This is a genomic window from Gracilibacillus sp. JCM 18860 (assembly GCF_055395245.1).
The window spans coordinates 37,818-55,169 of the sequence record NZ_AP043868.1 but is presented as its reverse complement, the minus strand read 5'-3'; the positions used below and the strand labels follow the sequence as shown (position 1 = coordinate 55,169).

The following is a 17,352-nucleotide window of genomic DNA, read 5'->3' as shown; positions in this document are numbered from 1 at the left end:
TAATTTCCATATTTTGTTTCTTCTTATTTCCACTTCTTTGTACTATACTATAGAGAACACACGTTCCTTTTTGTGTTAAAAATCCAAGAGGAGAGAACATCAATGGATTATCATACTTTTCCGAGAAATAACATCCTATGTATTGATATGCGTTCCTTCTATGCTAGTGTCGAGTGTGTCAAGCTAGGGCTTGACCCCATGACGACAATGTTAGCAGTCGTTGGAGATAAAACAAGATCCGGTAGCATCATACTAGCTGCTTCTCCAGCATTAAAACAGCGGTATGGAGTAAAAAATGTCAGTCGCTATTTTGAATTACCAGAGGATCCAAATATTCATATCGTGCAAGCAAGAATGGGGGATTATGTAAAAGTATCGATTGAAATTACTAAATTACTCTATCGCTATGCTCCACGTGAAGCTATTCATCCATACTCTGTCGATGAAATGTGGTTAACCGTTAATGGATTGGAAAAGATATATGGTAATGCCTATCAAATTGCACACATGTTAAAAACAGAAATTTACGAAACGATGGGACTCACTTGTGCTATTGGGATTGGTGATAATAAATTTTTAGCAAAAGTAGTAATGGATTTATATGCAAAGAAAACGGGGATTGCTACATGTCGATATGAGGATGTCGAAGCATTGCTTTGGCCTGTAGAAGTAGAAAAAATTTGGGGGATTGGCAGTAGACTCAAAAAGCACCTTCAACGCATGGGGATTTTGACATTAGGACAATTAGCACAACACCCTTTAGAACAATTAAAGAAACGCTTTGGTATTATGGGAGAGCAACTATATTGGCATGCTTGGGGGATTGACCTCAGTCCTATTTATACCGAAGCAGAAAAGGAAGAGCAAAAAGGCTTTAGTCATGGAATTACATTATTAAGAGATTATTCCGAAGAAGAAACCTATGTCTGCATGTTAGATTTATGTGAAGAAGTAGCAAGACGAACTCGAGCGAGCAAAAAGGCTGGACGCACAATCCATTTAAGCATTGGATATGCAAATAATCTTGGCGGATTCCATCGCTCGCGTTCTCTTGACTTACCTACTAATGTTACGATGGACATTTATCATGTTTGTTTACAGCTTTTCCATGAATTCTATGACCATCATAGTAAAATCCGCCGTGTCACCGTTAGTTTAAATAATTTATATGATGATATAGAGACACAGCTCCAGCTATTTGAAGATAAAGGAAAGAAGAAGGATATTGGTTATGTGATGGATACCATCCGTGATCAACATGGGTCCACCGCGATTTTGCGTGCAACTAGCTATACAGATGCGGGTATTACGATCGAACGCAGCAAAAAAATCGGTGGTCATTATGCTTAACCATTTCTCTCCTCTATCCATTTCTTCAGTTGGTGGCGCTGCAATTTATTGGTAGCATTACGAGGAAGAACATCAGTAAAAAATATTTGTTTCGGTATTTTAAACCGGGCTAGTCGGCTCCGACAATGTTTTACAATATCGTCTTGAGTCAAAGCCCCATCCCTTTTAACAACAAAAGCAACAGGGACCTCTCCCCACACTGGATCAGGAATACCGACAACCCCGGCTTCTGCAATAGTAGGCATAGACAATAGGCAGTCCTCAATTTCAGCAGGATAAATATTTTCCCCGCCAGAAATAATAAGATCACTTCTTCGATCAACGACATACAAAAAGCCTTCCTCATCTTGATAACCGAGATCACCTGTCAAAAACCATCCCTCTTGAAAGGAAGCAAGATTCGCTTCTTCTCGCTTATAGTAGCCATCCGTGACCATTGGACCTCTGACAACTATTTCTCCTATCTCATTCACAGCTGCTTGTTTCCCATTTTTTCTAATCTCTAAGCTAGCAGAGAATAAAGCGTGCCCTGCAGACCCAATTTTTCGCAAAGCGTCATGCTCATTTAATGTTGCAATTTGCGAAGAAGTCTCTGTCATTCCAAAGGTTTGTACAATCGGAACATCAAGAGCGCGGGCTTTTTCTAGTAATGGCTGCGGAGCCGGTCCACCTCCAAGAAGCATGCAACGAAAATTTTTAGGGTAGCGTTGCTTACCTAGTAATTGTAATAATCGCATACACGTCACGGAAACAACAGAGACAATGGAAACACCCTTGTCTATAATAGCCTGATGTACTATTTGTTCATCAAACCTTTCTAAAAGGTAAACTGGCATTCCATAAATAATCCCTTTTAGAATAATCGATAAACCACCAATATGAAATAATGGTAAACAGGCTAACCACTTATCTGTTGACAATAATCCTAAATTCAAAGCTGATGCAACCGCACTTGCCCAATGATTCTTATAGCGATGCATGACAGCTTTTGCCGTTCCTGTGGTCCCTGATGTAAACATCATCGAACAGAGCCCCTCCATTTTAATCGAAGATGGAAGCGATATAGACATTGTTTCTAATTCTCTTATTTGATTAAACGTATACGAGGTAGTCGATAATTGCTTGGCTTTAGATCGATAGTAAGTACTAGTAAGCAATAAATCAACATCAGCAGCCTGGCACTGTTTTTCGATTTCCTTTTCCGTAAGCCGTGTATTTAGAAAAACAACTGGTGCTTGTATATAGGTACAAGCTAAAAAGGCGACGACCATTTCAACCGAATTGCCTGATAATATGCCGATATGTTTTTGTTTACAAGCGACATTTGCGAGTTTTTTTGCAAATAGTTTTGCTTCTTGCTGTAACCGAAAAAAAGTCCATTGTTCTCCTTCAGGCGTTTCAATAGCTAAAGCATCTGGGCTTAATGCTACCCTTTTGTCTAACCAATGCTCCATTACCTCACTCATAGGAACCCTCCTTTATTATCGTCATAGATAAAACCTAGTTTCATACTTATGAAACTAGGTTTCGTCTTTCGGTTTACCATCTAAGAAGACGGAATCATGTTATTAAGGAAAACGTGGGAACTTTTTGAAGTCTGGCTTACGTTTTTCTTTAAACGCATCGCGTCCTTCTTTCGCCTCATCTGTTGTGTAATAAAGTAAAGTTGCATCCCCGCCCATTTGTTGAAGTCCTGCAAGTCCATCTGTATCTGCATTAAATGAAGCTTTTAGGAAACGTAAGGCAGTTGGAGATTTCTCCAGCATTTCTTCACACCATTGAATGGTTTCTTCTTCTAATTTTTCTAATGGGACGACCGTATTTACAAGTCCCATATCTAGTGCCTCTTGTGCGTTATACTGACGGCATAAATACCAAATTTCACGCGCTTTCTTGTGTCCCACTATACGAGCAAGCAACCCCGCACCATAACCAGCGTCAAAACTACCGACTTTAGGGCCTGTTTGACCAAAAATCGCATTGTCTGCAGCAATGGTTAAGTCACAAACAACATGTAATACATGCCCGCCTCCGATAGCAAAACCTGAAACCATTGCAACAACCGGTTTAGGAATGACACGAATAAGTCGTTGTAGGTCCAAGACATTAAGGCGAGGAATTTCATCATCCCCAACGTATCCTCCGTGTCCGCGCACCTTCTGATCTCCACCGGAACAGAATGCTTTGTCACCAGCACCTGCAAGAACAATGACACCAATGCTTGCATCATCACGAGCATATGTAAAAGCATCGATCAATTCATTTACTGTGTGAGGACGGAAAGCGTTACGTACCTCTGGCCTGTTAATGGTTATTTTGGCAATACCATTGTAAGTTTCATATAAAATATCATCATATGTGCGTTCACTAGTCCATTCGACTGTCATAAGATGTCCTCCTTCTTGAAATAGAATTCATCTACTATTGTACCAAAAATCTCTGATTGTTCCACATGAATTGCATGTCCACTGTTTGGCACAACATATAAATAACTATTTGGTATCCTTTTCTCCATTTCTATGCCAATCTGAACAAACTTTTGATCTTTTTCACCAACTATAATGGCTACAGGACAGGTTAGCTCACCTAATTGTTCCCACCAAGAAGGCATCACTCCTGTTCCCATTGTTTGTAACGATTGGGCTAGTCCATGACTGGTTTGACTTAACCGTTCCTTTCGTATCCGCTCTTTCATAGATAGAGGAAGAGACTTTTGGGAAATAAATAGTGGAATTTCTTCCCACGTATCAATAAATGTTTTCAAAGAGTTTGTTAAAATAAACTTAGCTTGCTTTTCATCCTTTTGAACACGAGCTTTCTTTTCCTGTGAATCTGCAATACCTGGTGTCGCGCTCTCTAATACAAGTGTGCGAACTCGTTTGGGATAAAGGAAAGCAAATGATAGAGCAGTCCTTCCTCCCATAGAATAACCTAACAGATGAACAGTAGACAATTGCAATTGATTAAAGATTTGTGCCAAATCATAGCAACAATCCTCCATAGAATGAATATTGGGAGTAGTTGATTTCCCATGACCAGGCAAGTCTATTTTTATGATTTGAAATTTGTTAGCCAATTTTTTTGTTAATTCACCCCAAGTATGGGTAGTCCCAGTAAAACCATGAAGCATAACAAGTGGCGGTCCTTCTCCAACCTTTTCCACCCAGTAGTGATTACTATTTACCTCAAAGAACATCGTCAGAGCCCTCTAATTCATGTAGCAAGTACTGTTTTATCAGATCCCATTTTTGCTGATGCCAGCTAACATTTTCTGTACGATCGGTTTCCACTTCGACAATAGTTAGCCCACCTCTTTGGTACGAGTTTTCCAAAGCTCTAACATAATTGGTCCAGTTTTCTGGTTTTTCGTAGCTTGCATCATAAGCCGCTGCAAGTTTTTGTATATCAATATCTTGAGGTGTACCAAACAGCAATTCATAATGCTTACTCTTATCCTTAGCCTGAGGTAAAAAGGAAAAAATACCCCCACCATTATTATTAATTAATACAATAGTTAGGTTTAATCGATAATTTTTAGCCAACAATAAACCATTTAAACTATGCAGAAAAGAAACATCTCCAATCAAAAGGGTGGTATGCTTATTAGTGGCACTAATGCCTAAAGCGGTCGAGATAATACCATCAATCCCATTTGCACCACGATTAGCTAAAACTTTCACTAGCTGTTGGTTAGAGAACCAAAAGGTGTCTACATCTCGAATCGGCATACTATTACTAGCAAAGAGAACCGTATGATCAGGAATAGTTTGTTGAATACCTATTACCGCAAGTCCTTCTGTTAATCGATCTTGTTTCTCCATCAACACTTCTTTCGTGTACGTATTCCATTTCCTCCAATTAGCTGACCATTTCTCATCGATTTTGATTGGATAGCTTGCCAAATCACGACATAAATGAACCCCGTCACAATGATTAAGAAAATGAGTAGGCACACCAACAGGCTCTCGATATCCTTCTCCTTCTTCGACGACAATGTGTTCAATACCTTGCTTTTCTTGTAATAGCTGTAAATAAGCCTTAGAAACTGGCATAGCACCAAATCGAATAATAAAGTCAAGCTCTAGCAAATCGCGAACAGCCTTTGATTTCAGGATCGCATCATAGCCTTCCACAATCCATTTATTCGAATGTTTACCATTACGTAATAGAGATAATGGATCAGCAAAAATAGGAATCCCCCATGCTTCTGCTAGGTCAACGATAGCTGATCCTAGCTCTGTTCGATCCTGAGGACCACAGACTAGGATGCCCCGTTTTTTATTTTTTAATTTATCTATTAGTAGCTCTACATTCGGTTGCGATAACTGACTAACCGCTCGAAGGGTAAGACTCTTCTCTTCTTCCCCCCATATATCCTGTAACGTAAAGTCAGGAACAAGTGGCTCGCGTAGTGGAAAATTGAGATGAACAACACCACAATTGGGACGTAACGCGGTTTGGATAGCACGTTTTGCTTGATTCCTTGCATAGCGAAGCATTTCTACTGTTGCACTAGGCAACGCCATTTCGTGAAACCATTTAGGATAATCTCCAAAGATTTTTAATTGATTAATCGTTTGCGGTGCTCCGACATCCCGCAATTCATGTGGTCGATCAGCTGTTAAAACAATTAACGGTATTCTGCTATAATGTGCCTCAATAATGGCTGGATAATAATTGGCTGCTGCCGTACCAGACGTACAAACAAGGACTACTGGTTCTCTCGTTTCTTTTGCCATACCTAATGCAAAAAAAGCGGCAGACCTTTCATCAATATCTACCCATAATTGGAAGCGATCATATTCAGCAAAGGTTAAAGACAACGGAGTAGATCTTGACCCAGGTGAAATAACCACATTTCTTACACCACTTACATATAATTGATTGACAAAATTCGCAATATATTTCGTCAATGATTCACGATAACTCATAGTGTCCTCCTAATGCCTGCAGCATTGGGGTGAATTTGATACTTGTTTCCTTATATTCTTGCTCTGGATCGGAATCCTCCACTACACCACATCCAGCAAATAGAGATACCTTGTTTTCTCGCACTAGTGCTGAACGTATAGCCACAGCAAATTCCCCATTAAATTGATCATCCATCCACCCAATTGGAGCTCCATACCACCCTCGTTCTAGTGTTTCAAATTCACGTATAAAGGATAAGGAGGTTTCGCTCGGATAACCACTCAATGCCGGGGTTGGGTGTAATTTAGCAACAACATCTAAGATGGTATGCCCTCTCTTTAACTCTGCCTGTACTGGTGTATATAAATGTTGTAAATTTTTTAATGGATACAAAATTGGTTTGTCAGGAATATGAACTTTTCGAGCACAGGAAGTAACAGCTCCTCGAATCATATCTACCACAAATTGATGTTCTTTTTGATTCTTCTCATCTTGGAGCAATGCTTGGCCAATAACATCATCATCTTTTTTGTCCTTGCCTCTTGGTGCCGTGCCAGCAAGACAAGTAGAAAATAGTTGTTTTTTATTCACTTGAACTAGTCTTTCAGGTGTTGCACCAATGAAACATGCATTATTCTTTTCCCACGCAAACACATAACTATTTGGTTGCATGATTAACAGATTCCTTAAAACTTCGGTTAAATCACAATTATCCTTTAGCTCTATTTGTAGCTCTCTAGCTAGTACAATTTTATCCACTTTTCCTTCTGAAATATCATTCGTCACCTTCTGAACTAAATCTTTCCACTGTTCTGGATCTACCTCATGCTGCAGGTGAATGGCATTCGTATAAGTTATCATTTCTTTCCCATTGAGCAATTGCTGACTTTCAATCTGTAATTGTTGCTCCAATTGGCTTGTATTACTATTTGGTTCTACGAAGACATTAATGGTGAAATAATACTTTTCCTTATCTTTTGTAAGCATAAAGCGTGGTAGGCGGAATTGACTACCTTCAAACCCCTTCCAAAGTGATGGATCCTTTTCATTAGCTTGATCAAAAGGAAAACCACCTAGCACAATTGGCCCTGCACTACTGTTAGGATATGGATTATCGATAATAGCATCATTAATCAGTTCCTGCCACTGCTGCTTTATTGTCGTATATGGCTGATTAATTGCTTGCATGGTATAGGCATTGCCCACTCCAACAAAATATATAGAACGATCGGTATTAGTCCAAAACGTTCGGGTTAAGCCAAGATACTTACCTGTATTAAAAAAAGCAAGTGGATCCAATTCTTCTATCTGTTCCGTTATACTAACAAAGGCTGGTGTTTGCTTTTTATTTGCCTGTTTTCTTGCTGTTTGTAATACACCATCTATATTTAATTCCTTTGTTTCAATCATTAGAAAACCCTCCAATATAATAGGGCATTTTTCATAAACGCTATCCATTATAGTACAAAATCAAATAATTTTAAAGAACCTAACGTATAGATGCCTCACCTTAATAGTATATCAAAAAATAAATCAATAAGGGTGATAATCGCATTTCACGAAGAATATTGACACATATTGAAGTATTCAATAAACTTATAATGTTGTATTATATACTTTTAGGCTATATTTCTAGCCTTTATTTTAAAATCAAGGAGATACTTTAAAATGGGAATGAATAAACCATCGCGAGAAGCGAATCATTTAAACGAAAAACCTGGGTTTCATGTCTGGTGGCGATTATTAAGACCACATACTTTAACCGCATCCTTCATTCCAGTCTTTGTCGGAACAATGCTTGCCGTATTAGATGAAAAATTCCAACTATTATTATTTATCGTTATGCTAGTCGCTGCCATCCTTATCCAAGCAGCCACTAACATGTTCAATGAATATTACGATTATGTCCGTGGACTAGATAATGAAGAGTCTGTAGGAATTGGTGGCACTATTGTTCGAGATGGTATTAAGCCAATAGTCGTGAAAAGGCTAGCCTATTTATTTTTTGCCATTTCCGTTGCTTTAGGTGTATACATTTGCATCGAGTCCAGCTGGTGGATTGCTGTAATTGGCACACTTTGTATGCTGATAGGTTATCTATATACAGGAGGACCAATTCCCATCGCCTATACACCATTTGGAGAATTATTTTCTGGCTTACTGATGGGAACAGTCATTATCGGCATCAGTTATTATATCCAAACATTAACGTTAACATGGGAAGTCATTATCATTTCTATTCCTATCGCTATCTTGATTGGTTGTATTTTACTTGCCAATAACATTCGTGACTTAGACGGGGATAAAGAAAATGGAAGAAAAACAATTGCCATATTAGTCGGGCGTAATCGGGCCATTTCTTTATTAAAATGGTTAATCATTATTAGTTATTTACTAACTGGAATTTATATCTTAATGGGACTTTTACCTATTTATAGTGTGATCAGTTTTCTAAGCATTAAAAAAGCAAGCCATGCCATTAAAACCTTTAAAGAGAATACAACAAATGTTGGAATGATTCCGGCAATGGCTGCTGTTGCAAAAACGAATACCATTTATGGTGCACTTATTGGAATATCATTATTGCTCCATATCTTTATTCCTTTATCATTATAGCCTAGAAAGAAGTGGATAGAAATGGCTGAAAATTTAATGGATGCACTAAGTATAAAGACAGTAACAGTTTCTAAGGAATTAGTGATAATGGAAATGCCGATCACTAATACAGTTAAGCAGCCAATGGGATTCCTTCATGGGGGAGCAACTGTGGCACTTGCGGAAACGGCAGCAAGTATCGGTGGATTACAGCATATTCATCCTAATGAACAATCTATTGCAGGCTTAGAAATAAACTGTAACCATTTGAAAGCAAAAAAAGAAGGATGGATACAGGCAAAAGCCTCGCCTATTCATGTGGGAAAAAAAACAATGGTATGGGAAATCAAAATAGTCGATGAAAAAGAAGACCTTATTGCGATTTCACGCTGTACACTTGCCGTTATCCAGCTTCATCATCCATAAAACAGAGAAGAACCGTGTGACAAGATGATGTCATACGGTTTTTTTCTTTTATTCCAATGGGTTTAAGCTTTCTGTGCCATTCAAAAATGTAATCAGTTCTACTAGTAAAGCAATTTCTTCTTCTATATCCTTAAGACTAGCAGTTTCCACAGGTGAGTGCATATACCTTAATGGTAAGGAAACTAAACTAATTGGTACCCCTTTTCCAGTAAACCTCATTTTATCAGCATCTGTACCAGTTGCTCTCGGAGTAAGCTCATATTGGAGATTGATGGATAGCCTTTTAGCCGCTTCTTCCAGCCATTGATTCATTTTTCGATTAATCGGTGCACCTTTTGCTAGTACAGGGCCCCCTTCTAGCTTTACATCTCCATGCTTTCTTTTGTCAACACTTGGGTAATCTGTTGCAAAAGTTACGTCACATGCAATAGCACAATCAGGATGTAAACCAGCTGCAGCAAAATACGCTCCTCCCATATTCGTTTCCTCATTAACCGTACTTACGGCATAAAGACCTATATTGACTTTTTTCTCTTTCAATTGTTTAACTACCTCTGCCACGATAAAAGCGCCTGTGCGATTATCTAAGCCACGCCCAGATATATACCGATCCATCAGTAATTCCGATTTTCTACGGTATACGACCAAATCACCAATTTGTATCGTTCGAGTTACCTCTTCCCTTGATTGTGCACCACAATCAATAAATAAATCCTCTACATTAAAATCATCCTTCATCCCACCATGATGTTGCGCATTTACCCCGATAACACCAGGTAAAATTCCTGATTCCCCGATAATTTCTACCTTCATCCCTATGGCTGCTTTTGTGTTAATTCCACCCATTTTTTCAACAAAAACATATCCATGGTCATCGATCCGATTCACGACAAAAGCAATCTCGTCACAATGTCCAGCAAGCATAAGATGAAAATCAGCATCCTGATTTACAATCGCAATAGCGTTCCCAGCATGATCTGTTCTTATTTCATCGGCAAATGGTTTGACGTAATCGATCCATTTTTTCTGTATCTCCATTTCTAAACTAGATGGAGATGGTGTATGCAATAAACTTATTAAAAATTCTAAGCTATCCTTTTTCAATGTCAATCACTCCTGTTTTTAGCATAATGTTACTATTTTAGCTCAAACTAAACGAGAAAATACGGAAGGGTGGTTTTACATGCTTTGGAATAAATGGATCCAATTTTATTTTCATCTTCCAATAATTGTTCGTCTACTTCTCTCAGTTTGTCTCATTATGACAAGCTTTGGATTTATCATACATATATTAGAACCCATACATTTTCCGACGACTTTTGACGGGATTTGGTGGGCTTTTGTGACAGGCTCTACTGTAGGTTATGGTGACTATGTTCCATTAAGCAATATAGGAAAAATCATTGGTATCATATTGATTTTGGCAGGTGGCGGTCTCGTTACTTTTTATATGGCAACACTCTCAGCAGGTACAATTAAGCATGAGAAAAGCTTAACAGAAGGGAAAATCTCCTTCAAAGGAAGTGGTCATATTATTTTAATTGGGTGGAACGAAAGGACCAAGCAATTAATTAGGATGATGAAAGATAAACAAATGAAGACAGATATTGTTTTAATTGATCATTCTTTAAACAAGCTTTCCTATCGAAATAATATGATTCACTTTATACACGGACAGCCCACCTCTGATGAAATATTATCAAAAGCAAATATTGAAAAGGCTCATTATATAGTGATTACTGCAGACCCTTCACTATCAGAGGATGAAGCAGATCGTCAGACAATCTTAAACATCATCGCTGCACGTGGTAACAATCCATCTGTTCATATTATTTCCGAAATCCTAACGGAAATACAGCAAAAGAATGCCCTAAGAGCTGGCACTAATGCTATTATTCGTTCCAATGATTTTATGAGTTCCTTAATTTATCAAGCCCTATTTCAGAAAGATATCCAGGTTACAGACATTATAGCAAAAACATTGGAAGAACAGCAATTTTGTATCAATCCAATTGATAACAATATGATAAATCAGAGCTTTTATCATTGTACAAGACAGTTTTTAGAGGATGGAAAATCGTTAATTGGTATAGTTAGAGAGGATGAAATCATTTTACATCCACCATTCTCATTTATTACAGATAAAGCAGACCAATTTATTTTTTTAAAAGCAATAAAGTAAGGCAAGGTTAAATTTAACCTTGCCTTACCTAATGCTCTTATAAGCGTTTTTCTAGCTTCGCTTTTTCTTCTTCAAATCCTGGCTTACCTAGTAGGGCAAACATGTTTTTCTTATATGCTTCCACCCCAGGCTGATCAAATGGATTAACGCCTAATAAATATCCACTTATTGCACAAGCTTTTTCAAAGAAGTAGACAACGTATCCGAATGTATAAGCGTCTAATTTCGGTAAGTGAACGAGTAAATTCGGTACTTGTCCATCTGTATGTGCAAGGAGTGTACCTTGGTATGCTTTCTCATTAACAAAATCTAATGTCTTTCCTGCTAGGTAGTTAAGACCATCAAGATCTTGCGCTTCTTCTTCAATCGTAATATTAGATTTTGGTTCCTCTACATGAAGCACTGTTTCAAAAATGTCTCTTCGTCCCTCTTGTACATATTGTCCTAAAGAGTGCAAATCTGTGGAGAAATTAGCAGAAGAAGGATATATACCTTTGAAGTCTTTACCTTCACTTTCTCCAAACAATTGCTTCCACCATTCAGCAAAATATTGAAGGGAAGGTTCATAATTGATTAGCATTTCAATTGTTTTCCCTTTATTGTAGAGTACATTACGAACTGCAGCATATTGATAAGCAGGGTTTTTGTCTAGGTCTGCTTCACTTAGTTCCCCTTGAGCCTTTTGTGCCCCCTGCATCATTTGGTCAATATCCACACCGCTAACTGCAATAGGAAGTAAACCAACAGCTGTTAGGACAGAGTAACGTCCACCGACATCATCTGGAATAACAAAGCTTTCATACCCTTCCTCATTTGCTAATGTTTTCAATGCACCCTTTGCTTTATCTGTCGTTGCATAAATACGGCCTTTTGCTTCTTCGACCCCATACTTTTCTTCTAAAAACTTACGGAAAATACGGAAAGCAATGGCAGGTTCTGTTGTTGTACCACTCTTAGAAATAACATTAACAGATACATCCTTGTCCTTTAAGACATCAAAAAGGTCGTTAATATAAGGGGCACTGATACTATTACCAACAAAGAATACTTGCGGACTATTGCGTTGCTCTTTAGAAAGTTCATTATAGAAGGAATGATTTAGCATTTCGATCGCAGCACGAGCACCTAAATAAGAGCCACCAATACCTACAACTAGAAGAACATCTGAATCTGATTTGATTTTATCTGCAGCTTTTTTAATGCGTGAAAATTCTTCTTTATCATAATTAGTTGGAAGGTCCACCCAACCTAGAAAGTCATTTCCCGCACCAGTTTTATTATGTATCATTTCATGAGCTAGCTTAACTGGTTCTTTTAAATAATCTAATTCATGCTTACCAAAAAAATCTAATGCTTTTTCATAGTCAAACCGTACATGTGTCATTTTTTACCCTCCATTAATTTTTATCACCTTTTTAATGTACCGAATCCTCTCATTTAAATCAAGAGCTGAGCTACCTATTTTGTCGAAAACTTATCAATATTTATCACAGTATGGATAGTAAAAAATAAAATGGCAGAGACAGAGTAAAACTGTTTCTACCATTTTATTCAAATGGAGTGAGAGAAGAGTTATTCAGATTGCTTTATCCACTCCTCAAGCTTGTCCTTTAACGTGTTAAAGCCATGCTCGCCCTCTTTTTGTTGAATATTTTTTGCTACAACTCGTTCCTCTTTTTTAGGTTCTATTGCACGAATAGATAGAGAGTATTTATTATTTTCCTCGTCTACTTCTAGTATCTTAACATTGACTTTGTCGCCTTCCTTCACATGATCATGGATATCCTTGACGAAGCCATTAGTTAATTCCGAAATGTGTACTAGTCCTTGAACATCTTCGTCTAGTGATACAAATGCTCCGTATGCTTGAACTCCTGTCACAGTACCTTCGACAATATCGCCTTCTTGAAATTTATTAGACACTTTTTCCATCTCCTTTCCTAATGAATTAAGAAATCTACCTGCAATGATTACGAACGAAACAAACAAGTTTTTCTTATAGACAATAAGTAATATTAGCATAAATTGATTTAAAATGGCAAAAATTTATCTTTTTATCATTCTAAGGTTTAAGGGGTAAATTTTTGGGTAAATCTATTAATGTAAGACTTTCTCGTATTCCCCCTGGATAGCAAAGCGAAATTTTAATTCGCTTTGCTTTTTTTATTATTGGATTTCTCTATTGGGATAAATTTTGCTCTATAGTACAACCTATAACAATCACACCTTGAAGGAAGGGTCTTACTCTATGGGGCGTTATTTTTGGTTTAAAGGACATGCTATATGCTATGAATTTCATCCTTCTTCACTTGCTCATAGTGACCACTATATTGTCCTGCTACACGGTTTTCTCGCCTCTAAATATTGTTTCCGACAATTAATATCTCCACTACAGCGAAAATATCATGTGCTCACAATTGATATTCCACCATTTGGTGATAGCTCTAAAAGTAAAGAATGCTTATATGAATATGACCATATTGTAAAGGCCATTGTATTCCTACTAGATCAGTTAGGTATCGATAAAACCGAAATACTAGGACATTCAATGGGTGGTCAAATTGCTTTGCGTTGTGGCTATTTTTATCCAGAGCGATTCTCTAAGCTGATACTGCTTTCCCCATGTTGCTTTATGCAACAATCTCCTCTATTCGCAAAAACAATGGGCTGGAATCCATATGCCCCTTTCATTGCAAGAGGATTGCTACGACATAAGGGTGTTTTAGAAATTTTACGACATTGTCTATATGATGATACACTCATTACTGATGAGATGTTACAGAAATATAAACAACCATTTCTAAACAGAGAGATATATCCATCCATTGTTACATGGTTAAAAGATCATCAAGAAGATCTTCATGAAGAGCAGTTGCAAAAAATCATGCATGACTGTACTATTTTTTGGGGGAAACAAGATTTAATCCTACCATACACATTAGGCTACGAATTATTGAAATTTCTTAAAAACGCTAAATTAATCCTTCTTGATGAAACAGGACATTTTATACCTGAAGAAAAGCCGAATTATATCCAAGCCTATCTACTCCAGTCCTGAATTCTTTAAACTTCCAATTTCTTCTTCATTATGCTTAAATAAAGGGAGACTTCATCAGTCGGAGATTCTTCTCCAACTGATGGTTACCATTGTGAAAATAAGGTAATAGCAGAAGATGCCAAAAAGAAAGTCGAGGGAATCAAAATGGAGCAATATTTTAGTGAAATAACCGAAAGAAAAAATACGAGAGCGGTAAAATGGGACCTTGTAAAGACGCTTTATGGTGCTGATGATATTCTTCCAATGTGGGTAGCGGACATGGATTTTAAGGTTCCTCCCGCTGTAACTGAAGCCTTAGTAAATCGCGCCAAGCATGGTATCTTCGGGTACACATATACAGACAAAGCCTACAACAAAATTGTCACCGATTGGGTGCAATATAAACACCAATGGGCGATAGATAATGGGTGGATCCTCTATAGTCCAGGCGTTATCTCTACCTTAAATATAGCTATTCAAGCTCTAACAAAGGAAGAAGATAAAGTCCTTATCCAAACACCTGTCTATCCTCCTTTTTATAATATAGTCCAAAACCATAATAGAGCACTTGTTAAAAATGAATTAATTTATAAAGACAATAGCTATCAAATTGACTTTGAAGATTTTGAAGCAAAGCTGAAAGAAGGGGTGAAAGTATTCATCTTATGTAATCCTCACAATCCCGTTGGTAGAGTGTGGAACAGGTCTGAGCTTGAACAGATTCTTGCATTGTGTAAAAAATATCATGTGTTCATTTTATCTGATGAGATTCACGCAGATATTATTCATGAACCAAATAAGCATATCCCTATCGCTTCATTGGATGAAGAAATGTTACATCAAACCATTACGTGTATGTCACCAACGAAAACCTTTAATCTGGCTGGTCTTCAAGCTTCCTATGCGATCATTCCCGATCAAGAAATACGCAAAAAAATCAGCCAAGCCTTTGAAAAACAAGGGATCCACGGTATTAATACAATGGGAATTACAGCATTAGAAGCCGCTTATACAGAAGGTAAGGACTGGCTACATCAGCTAATGCTTGAATTAAATAGAAATATCGACTATGTAATGAAAGAGTTGAGTAGGTTAGAGGAAGTAGATGTAACCAAACCAGAGGGAACCTACCTAATTTGGTTAGATTTCACGAAGCTAAATTTATCCCAAAAGGAATTGAAAAAATTTCTCGAACAAAAGGCTAAAGTAGGCTTAAATGATGGGGTAACATTCGGTGAAGAGGGTACTGGTTTTATGAGAATGAATCTAGCTGCACCTTTTCAGCTCATAAAAGAAGGTACAGATCGAATTAGAAGAGCAATCGAAGAAAGAAAAGGGTAAGTAGCCTCTAGCAGGCTTACTTACCCTTTTTCTCTTCCTCTTTATCAACCTCAGTTGGATCAGTAGGCTTATTTTCTTGATTCGATTCATCTAAGGAAATAACTCCACAAACAACTCGATTACCAGCATCGCCCGCAGGCTGAGAAATCCCATCATCTTGTTTCTCATGAATAATGATCGACGTCCCATTCTCACGTAATAATGATGTATTACCATCCATCAAGGTTGCTTCAGGAATATCTAATTCAACATCAACCGCACCACTGGGGTCTGCCTCAATATTAGGCATATCCCCTAAATGTGCTCCTTTAGGATTCATTAAGCCATGATCCTTTCCTTTCGGATTGAAATGGTTGCCAGCTGTTTGAAAATCAGGCCCTTCACAAGCTGGATATTCATGTATATGGATACCATGAAATCCGGGCGTTAATCCCTCTGCTGTTACATGAACCGTTACTTTATCAGCCTGTTCTTTAAATGTTGCTGTTCCTACTGCATCATTATCTGCATTGTACAATCGAACCTCAAGCGGAGAACGTGTATTATCCTTACAAGCACTTAGAATACATAAACTAAATATGAATAATAATATAGGAAATCTTTTCATACGTATATCCACCCTTCTTCTATATATTAGTATGGACAAACGATGAAAAGTTAATCAGATATTATTTTGAATTTGTATTCTTATATTTCTGATCAAACTTCTCTTCTTCTTTTTTGGAGGCTTTCCTAATAAAGTGCATGGCTACAAAAGCTCCAATCACGAAGACAATTAAACTAATAACAGCTGGAATATATTCTGCCTTATCCTCAGGAAAATAAAGAAATTCCATCATTGTCTATCACTTCCTTTGTTAAAGTTACTATTAAACATATCATTAAGTTGTTTTAGTTTAACCATTCTAAACTCGCCTTAAAAGTTACCTATTTAAATAGTACCATAGCTGTAGCCTCTCAACAATTAATCGTAGTAACTATGAGGAGTATGGAAAATTTATGTAATATGAGATAATAGAATGAAATCATTGGCTTTGATAAAATTAGTCATAAGAAAAAAAGCTAGTCAAAGCTAGCTTTTTTCTCCATAAGTATTTGAGATAAAGTATGTGTAAGTAAGCAATCTACTATCCTAAGTGTTCTTGAATAGTTTCTGCAATCCCTTCCAATGCTTGATCTTCATCATTTCCATCAACCGTAATCCGAATCTCAGCGCCTTTAGGAACACCTAAAGACATAACTCCCATGATCGACTTTAGATTAACTGTTTTTCCATTATAATGTAGTTCAACATGTGATTCATACTGTCCTGCCTTATTAACAAGTAAAGTCGCTGGTCTTGCATGAATACCTGTGTCACTTTGGATTGTAAAGGTTTGTTCTTTCATTCCGTATTCCTCCTCATCATCTTCGTCATTACATTGTATAAATAATTACCAATAAAAATGCAGCTACTAAATCTTATTATATACGAAATATTTCAAATTAGAAACAAAAAACAAAAAAAATT

The 17,352-nt window shown here is 37.4% G+C and carries 17 protein-coding genes; 6 read left to right on the top strand and 11 right to left on the bottom strand.

Annotation, left to right across the window (positions count from 1 at the left end; genetic code table 11):
- The first annotated feature begins 102 nt into the window (after positions 1-102).
- Positions 103-1,350: a DNA polymerase IV gene (locus tag ACZ5R4_RS00315; RefSeq protein ID WP_109984630.1), complete on the top strand. Its 1,248-nt coding sequence runs from the start codon at positions 103-105 to the stop codon at positions 1,348-1,350.
- Here ACZ5R4_RS00315 and ACZ5R4_RS00310 read toward each other — a convergent pair.
- From ACZ5R4_RS00310 to ACZ5R4_RS00290, 5 genes are all read right to left on the bottom strand, one after another.
- Positions 1,347-2,816 carry an o-succinylbenzoate--CoA ligase gene (locus ACZ5R4_RS00310; RefSeq protein ID WP_109984631.1) on the bottom strand — a complete coding sequence of 490 codons (1,470 nt, stop codon included), beginning with the start codon at positions 2,814-2,816 and terminating at the stop codon, positions 1,347-1,349. The genes ACZ5R4_RS00315 and ACZ5R4_RS00310 overlap by 4 nt on opposite strands.
- 102 nt (positions 2,817-2,918) lie before the next feature.
- Entirely contained in the window at positions 2,919-3,737 is an 819-nt protein-coding gene (menB, locus tag ACZ5R4_RS00305; RefSeq protein ID WP_054787497.1) for a 1,4-dihydroxy-2-naphthoyl-CoA synthase, read from the bottom strand.
- On the bottom strand, positions 3,734-4,546 hold the full coding sequence (gene menH / locus ACZ5R4_RS00300; protein WP_464367947.1) for a 2-succinyl-6-hydroxy-2,4-cyclohexadiene-1-carboxylate synthase: 813 nt from the start codon (positions 4,544-4,546) through the stop codon (positions 3,734-3,736). The genes menB and menH overlap by 4 nt, the downstream gene beginning before the upstream one ends.
- Positions 4,536-6,281 carry a 2-succinyl-5-enolpyruvyl-6-hydroxy-3-cyclohexene-1-carboxylic-acid synthase gene (menD, locus tag ACZ5R4_RS00295; RefSeq protein ID WP_464367946.1) on the bottom strand — a complete coding sequence of 582 codons (1,746 nt, stop codon included), beginning with the start codon at positions 6,279-6,281 and terminating at the stop codon, positions 4,536-4,538. Before menD ends, menH begins: the two co-directional genes overlap by 11 nt.
- Complete coding sequence (locus ACZ5R4_RS00290; RefSeq protein ID WP_277679208.1) at positions 6,268-7,671, bottom strand: isochorismate synthase; 1,404 nt, start codon at positions 7,669-7,671, stop codon at positions 6,268-6,270. Before ACZ5R4_RS00290 ends, menD begins: the two co-directional genes overlap by 14 nt.
- Positions 7,672-7,935: 264 nt before the next feature.
- Between ACZ5R4_RS00290 and ACZ5R4_RS00285 the strand changes: the two genes are divergently transcribed.
- Complete coding sequence (locus ACZ5R4_RS00285; RefSeq protein WP_054859703.1) at positions 7,936-8,877, top strand: 1,4-dihydroxy-2-naphthoate polyprenyltransferase; 942 nt, start codon at positions 7,936-7,938, stop codon at positions 8,875-8,877.
- A gap of 21 nt (positions 8,878-8,898) precedes the next feature.
- Positions 8,899-9,282, top strand: a complete 384-nt coding sequence (locus tag ACZ5R4_RS00280; RefSeq protein ID WP_109984636.1) for a hotdog fold thioesterase — start codon at positions 8,899-8,901, stop codon at positions 9,280-9,282.
- Between the two features lie 48 nt (positions 9,283-9,330).
- Here the strand turns inward: ACZ5R4_RS00280 and ACZ5R4_RS00275 are convergent, their stop codons facing one another.
- Positions 9,331-10,386 (bottom strand): M20/M25/M40 family metallo-hydrolase, encoded by a 1,056-nt coding sequence (locus ACZ5R4_RS00275; protein ID WP_464367945.1) that lies wholly within the window; start codon positions 10,384-10,386, stop codon positions 9,331-9,333.
- Positions 10,387-10,465: 79 nt separating this feature from the next.
- Between ACZ5R4_RS00275 and ACZ5R4_RS00270 the strand changes: the two genes are divergently transcribed.
- Positions 10,466-11,464, top strand: coding sequence for a potassium channel family protein (locus ACZ5R4_RS00270; protein WP_109984638.1), 999 nt, complete (start codon positions 10,466-10,468; stop codon positions 11,462-11,464).
- A gap of 37 nt (positions 11,465-11,501) precedes the next feature.
- Here the strand turns inward: ACZ5R4_RS00270 and ACZ5R4_RS00265 are convergent, their stop codons facing one another.
- Entirely contained in the window at positions 11,502-12,848 is a 1,347-nt protein-coding gene (locus tag ACZ5R4_RS00265) for a glucose-6-phosphate isomerase (protein ID WP_109984639.1), read from the bottom strand.
- 188 nt (positions 12,849-13,036) lie between these two features.
- Positions 13,037-13,396: a S1 domain-containing post-transcriptional regulator GSP13 gene (gene yugI, locus ACZ5R4_RS00260; protein ID WP_054859704.1), complete on the bottom strand. Its 360-nt coding sequence runs from the start codon at positions 13,394-13,396 to the stop codon at positions 13,037-13,039.
- Between the two features lie 316 nt (positions 13,397-13,712).
- Between yugI and ACZ5R4_RS00255 the strand changes: the two genes are divergently transcribed.
- Positions 13,713-14,522 carry an alpha/beta hydrolase gene (locus ACZ5R4_RS00255; protein WP_277678563.1) on the top strand — a complete coding sequence of 270 codons (810 nt, stop codon included), beginning with the start codon at positions 13,713-13,715 and terminating at the stop codon, positions 14,520-14,522.
- Positions 14,523-14,666: 144 nt separating this feature from the next.
- Positions 14,667-15,842 carry a MalY/PatB family protein gene (locus ACZ5R4_RS00250; protein ID WP_464367944.1) on the top strand — a complete coding sequence of 392 codons (1,176 nt, stop codon included), beginning with the start codon at positions 14,667-14,669 and terminating at the stop codon, positions 15,840-15,842.
- A 16-nt stretch (positions 15,843-15,858) separates the two neighbouring features.
- On the opposite strand, the gene ACZ5R4_RS00245 is transcribed toward ACZ5R4_RS00250, so the two are convergent.
- From ACZ5R4_RS00245 to ACZ5R4_RS00235, 3 genes are all read right to left on the bottom strand, one after another.
- Positions 15,859-16,449: a superoxide dismutase family protein gene (locus ACZ5R4_RS00245; RefSeq protein ID WP_054787502.1), complete on the bottom strand. Its 591-nt coding sequence runs from the start codon at positions 16,447-16,449 to the stop codon at positions 15,859-15,861.
- Between the two features lie 61 nt (positions 16,450-16,510).
- Complete coding sequence (locus ACZ5R4_RS00240; RefSeq protein ID WP_181397541.1) at positions 16,511-16,681, bottom strand: hypothetical protein; 171 nt, start codon at positions 16,679-16,681, stop codon at positions 16,511-16,513.
- 288 nt (positions 16,682-16,969) lie between these two features.
- A complete protein-coding gene (locus ACZ5R4_RS00235; protein WP_054787503.1) occupies positions 16,970-17,230 on the bottom strand; it encodes a phosphocarrier protein HPr in 261 nt (86 codons plus the stop codon).
- Positions 17,231-17,352 lie beyond the last annotated feature (122 nt).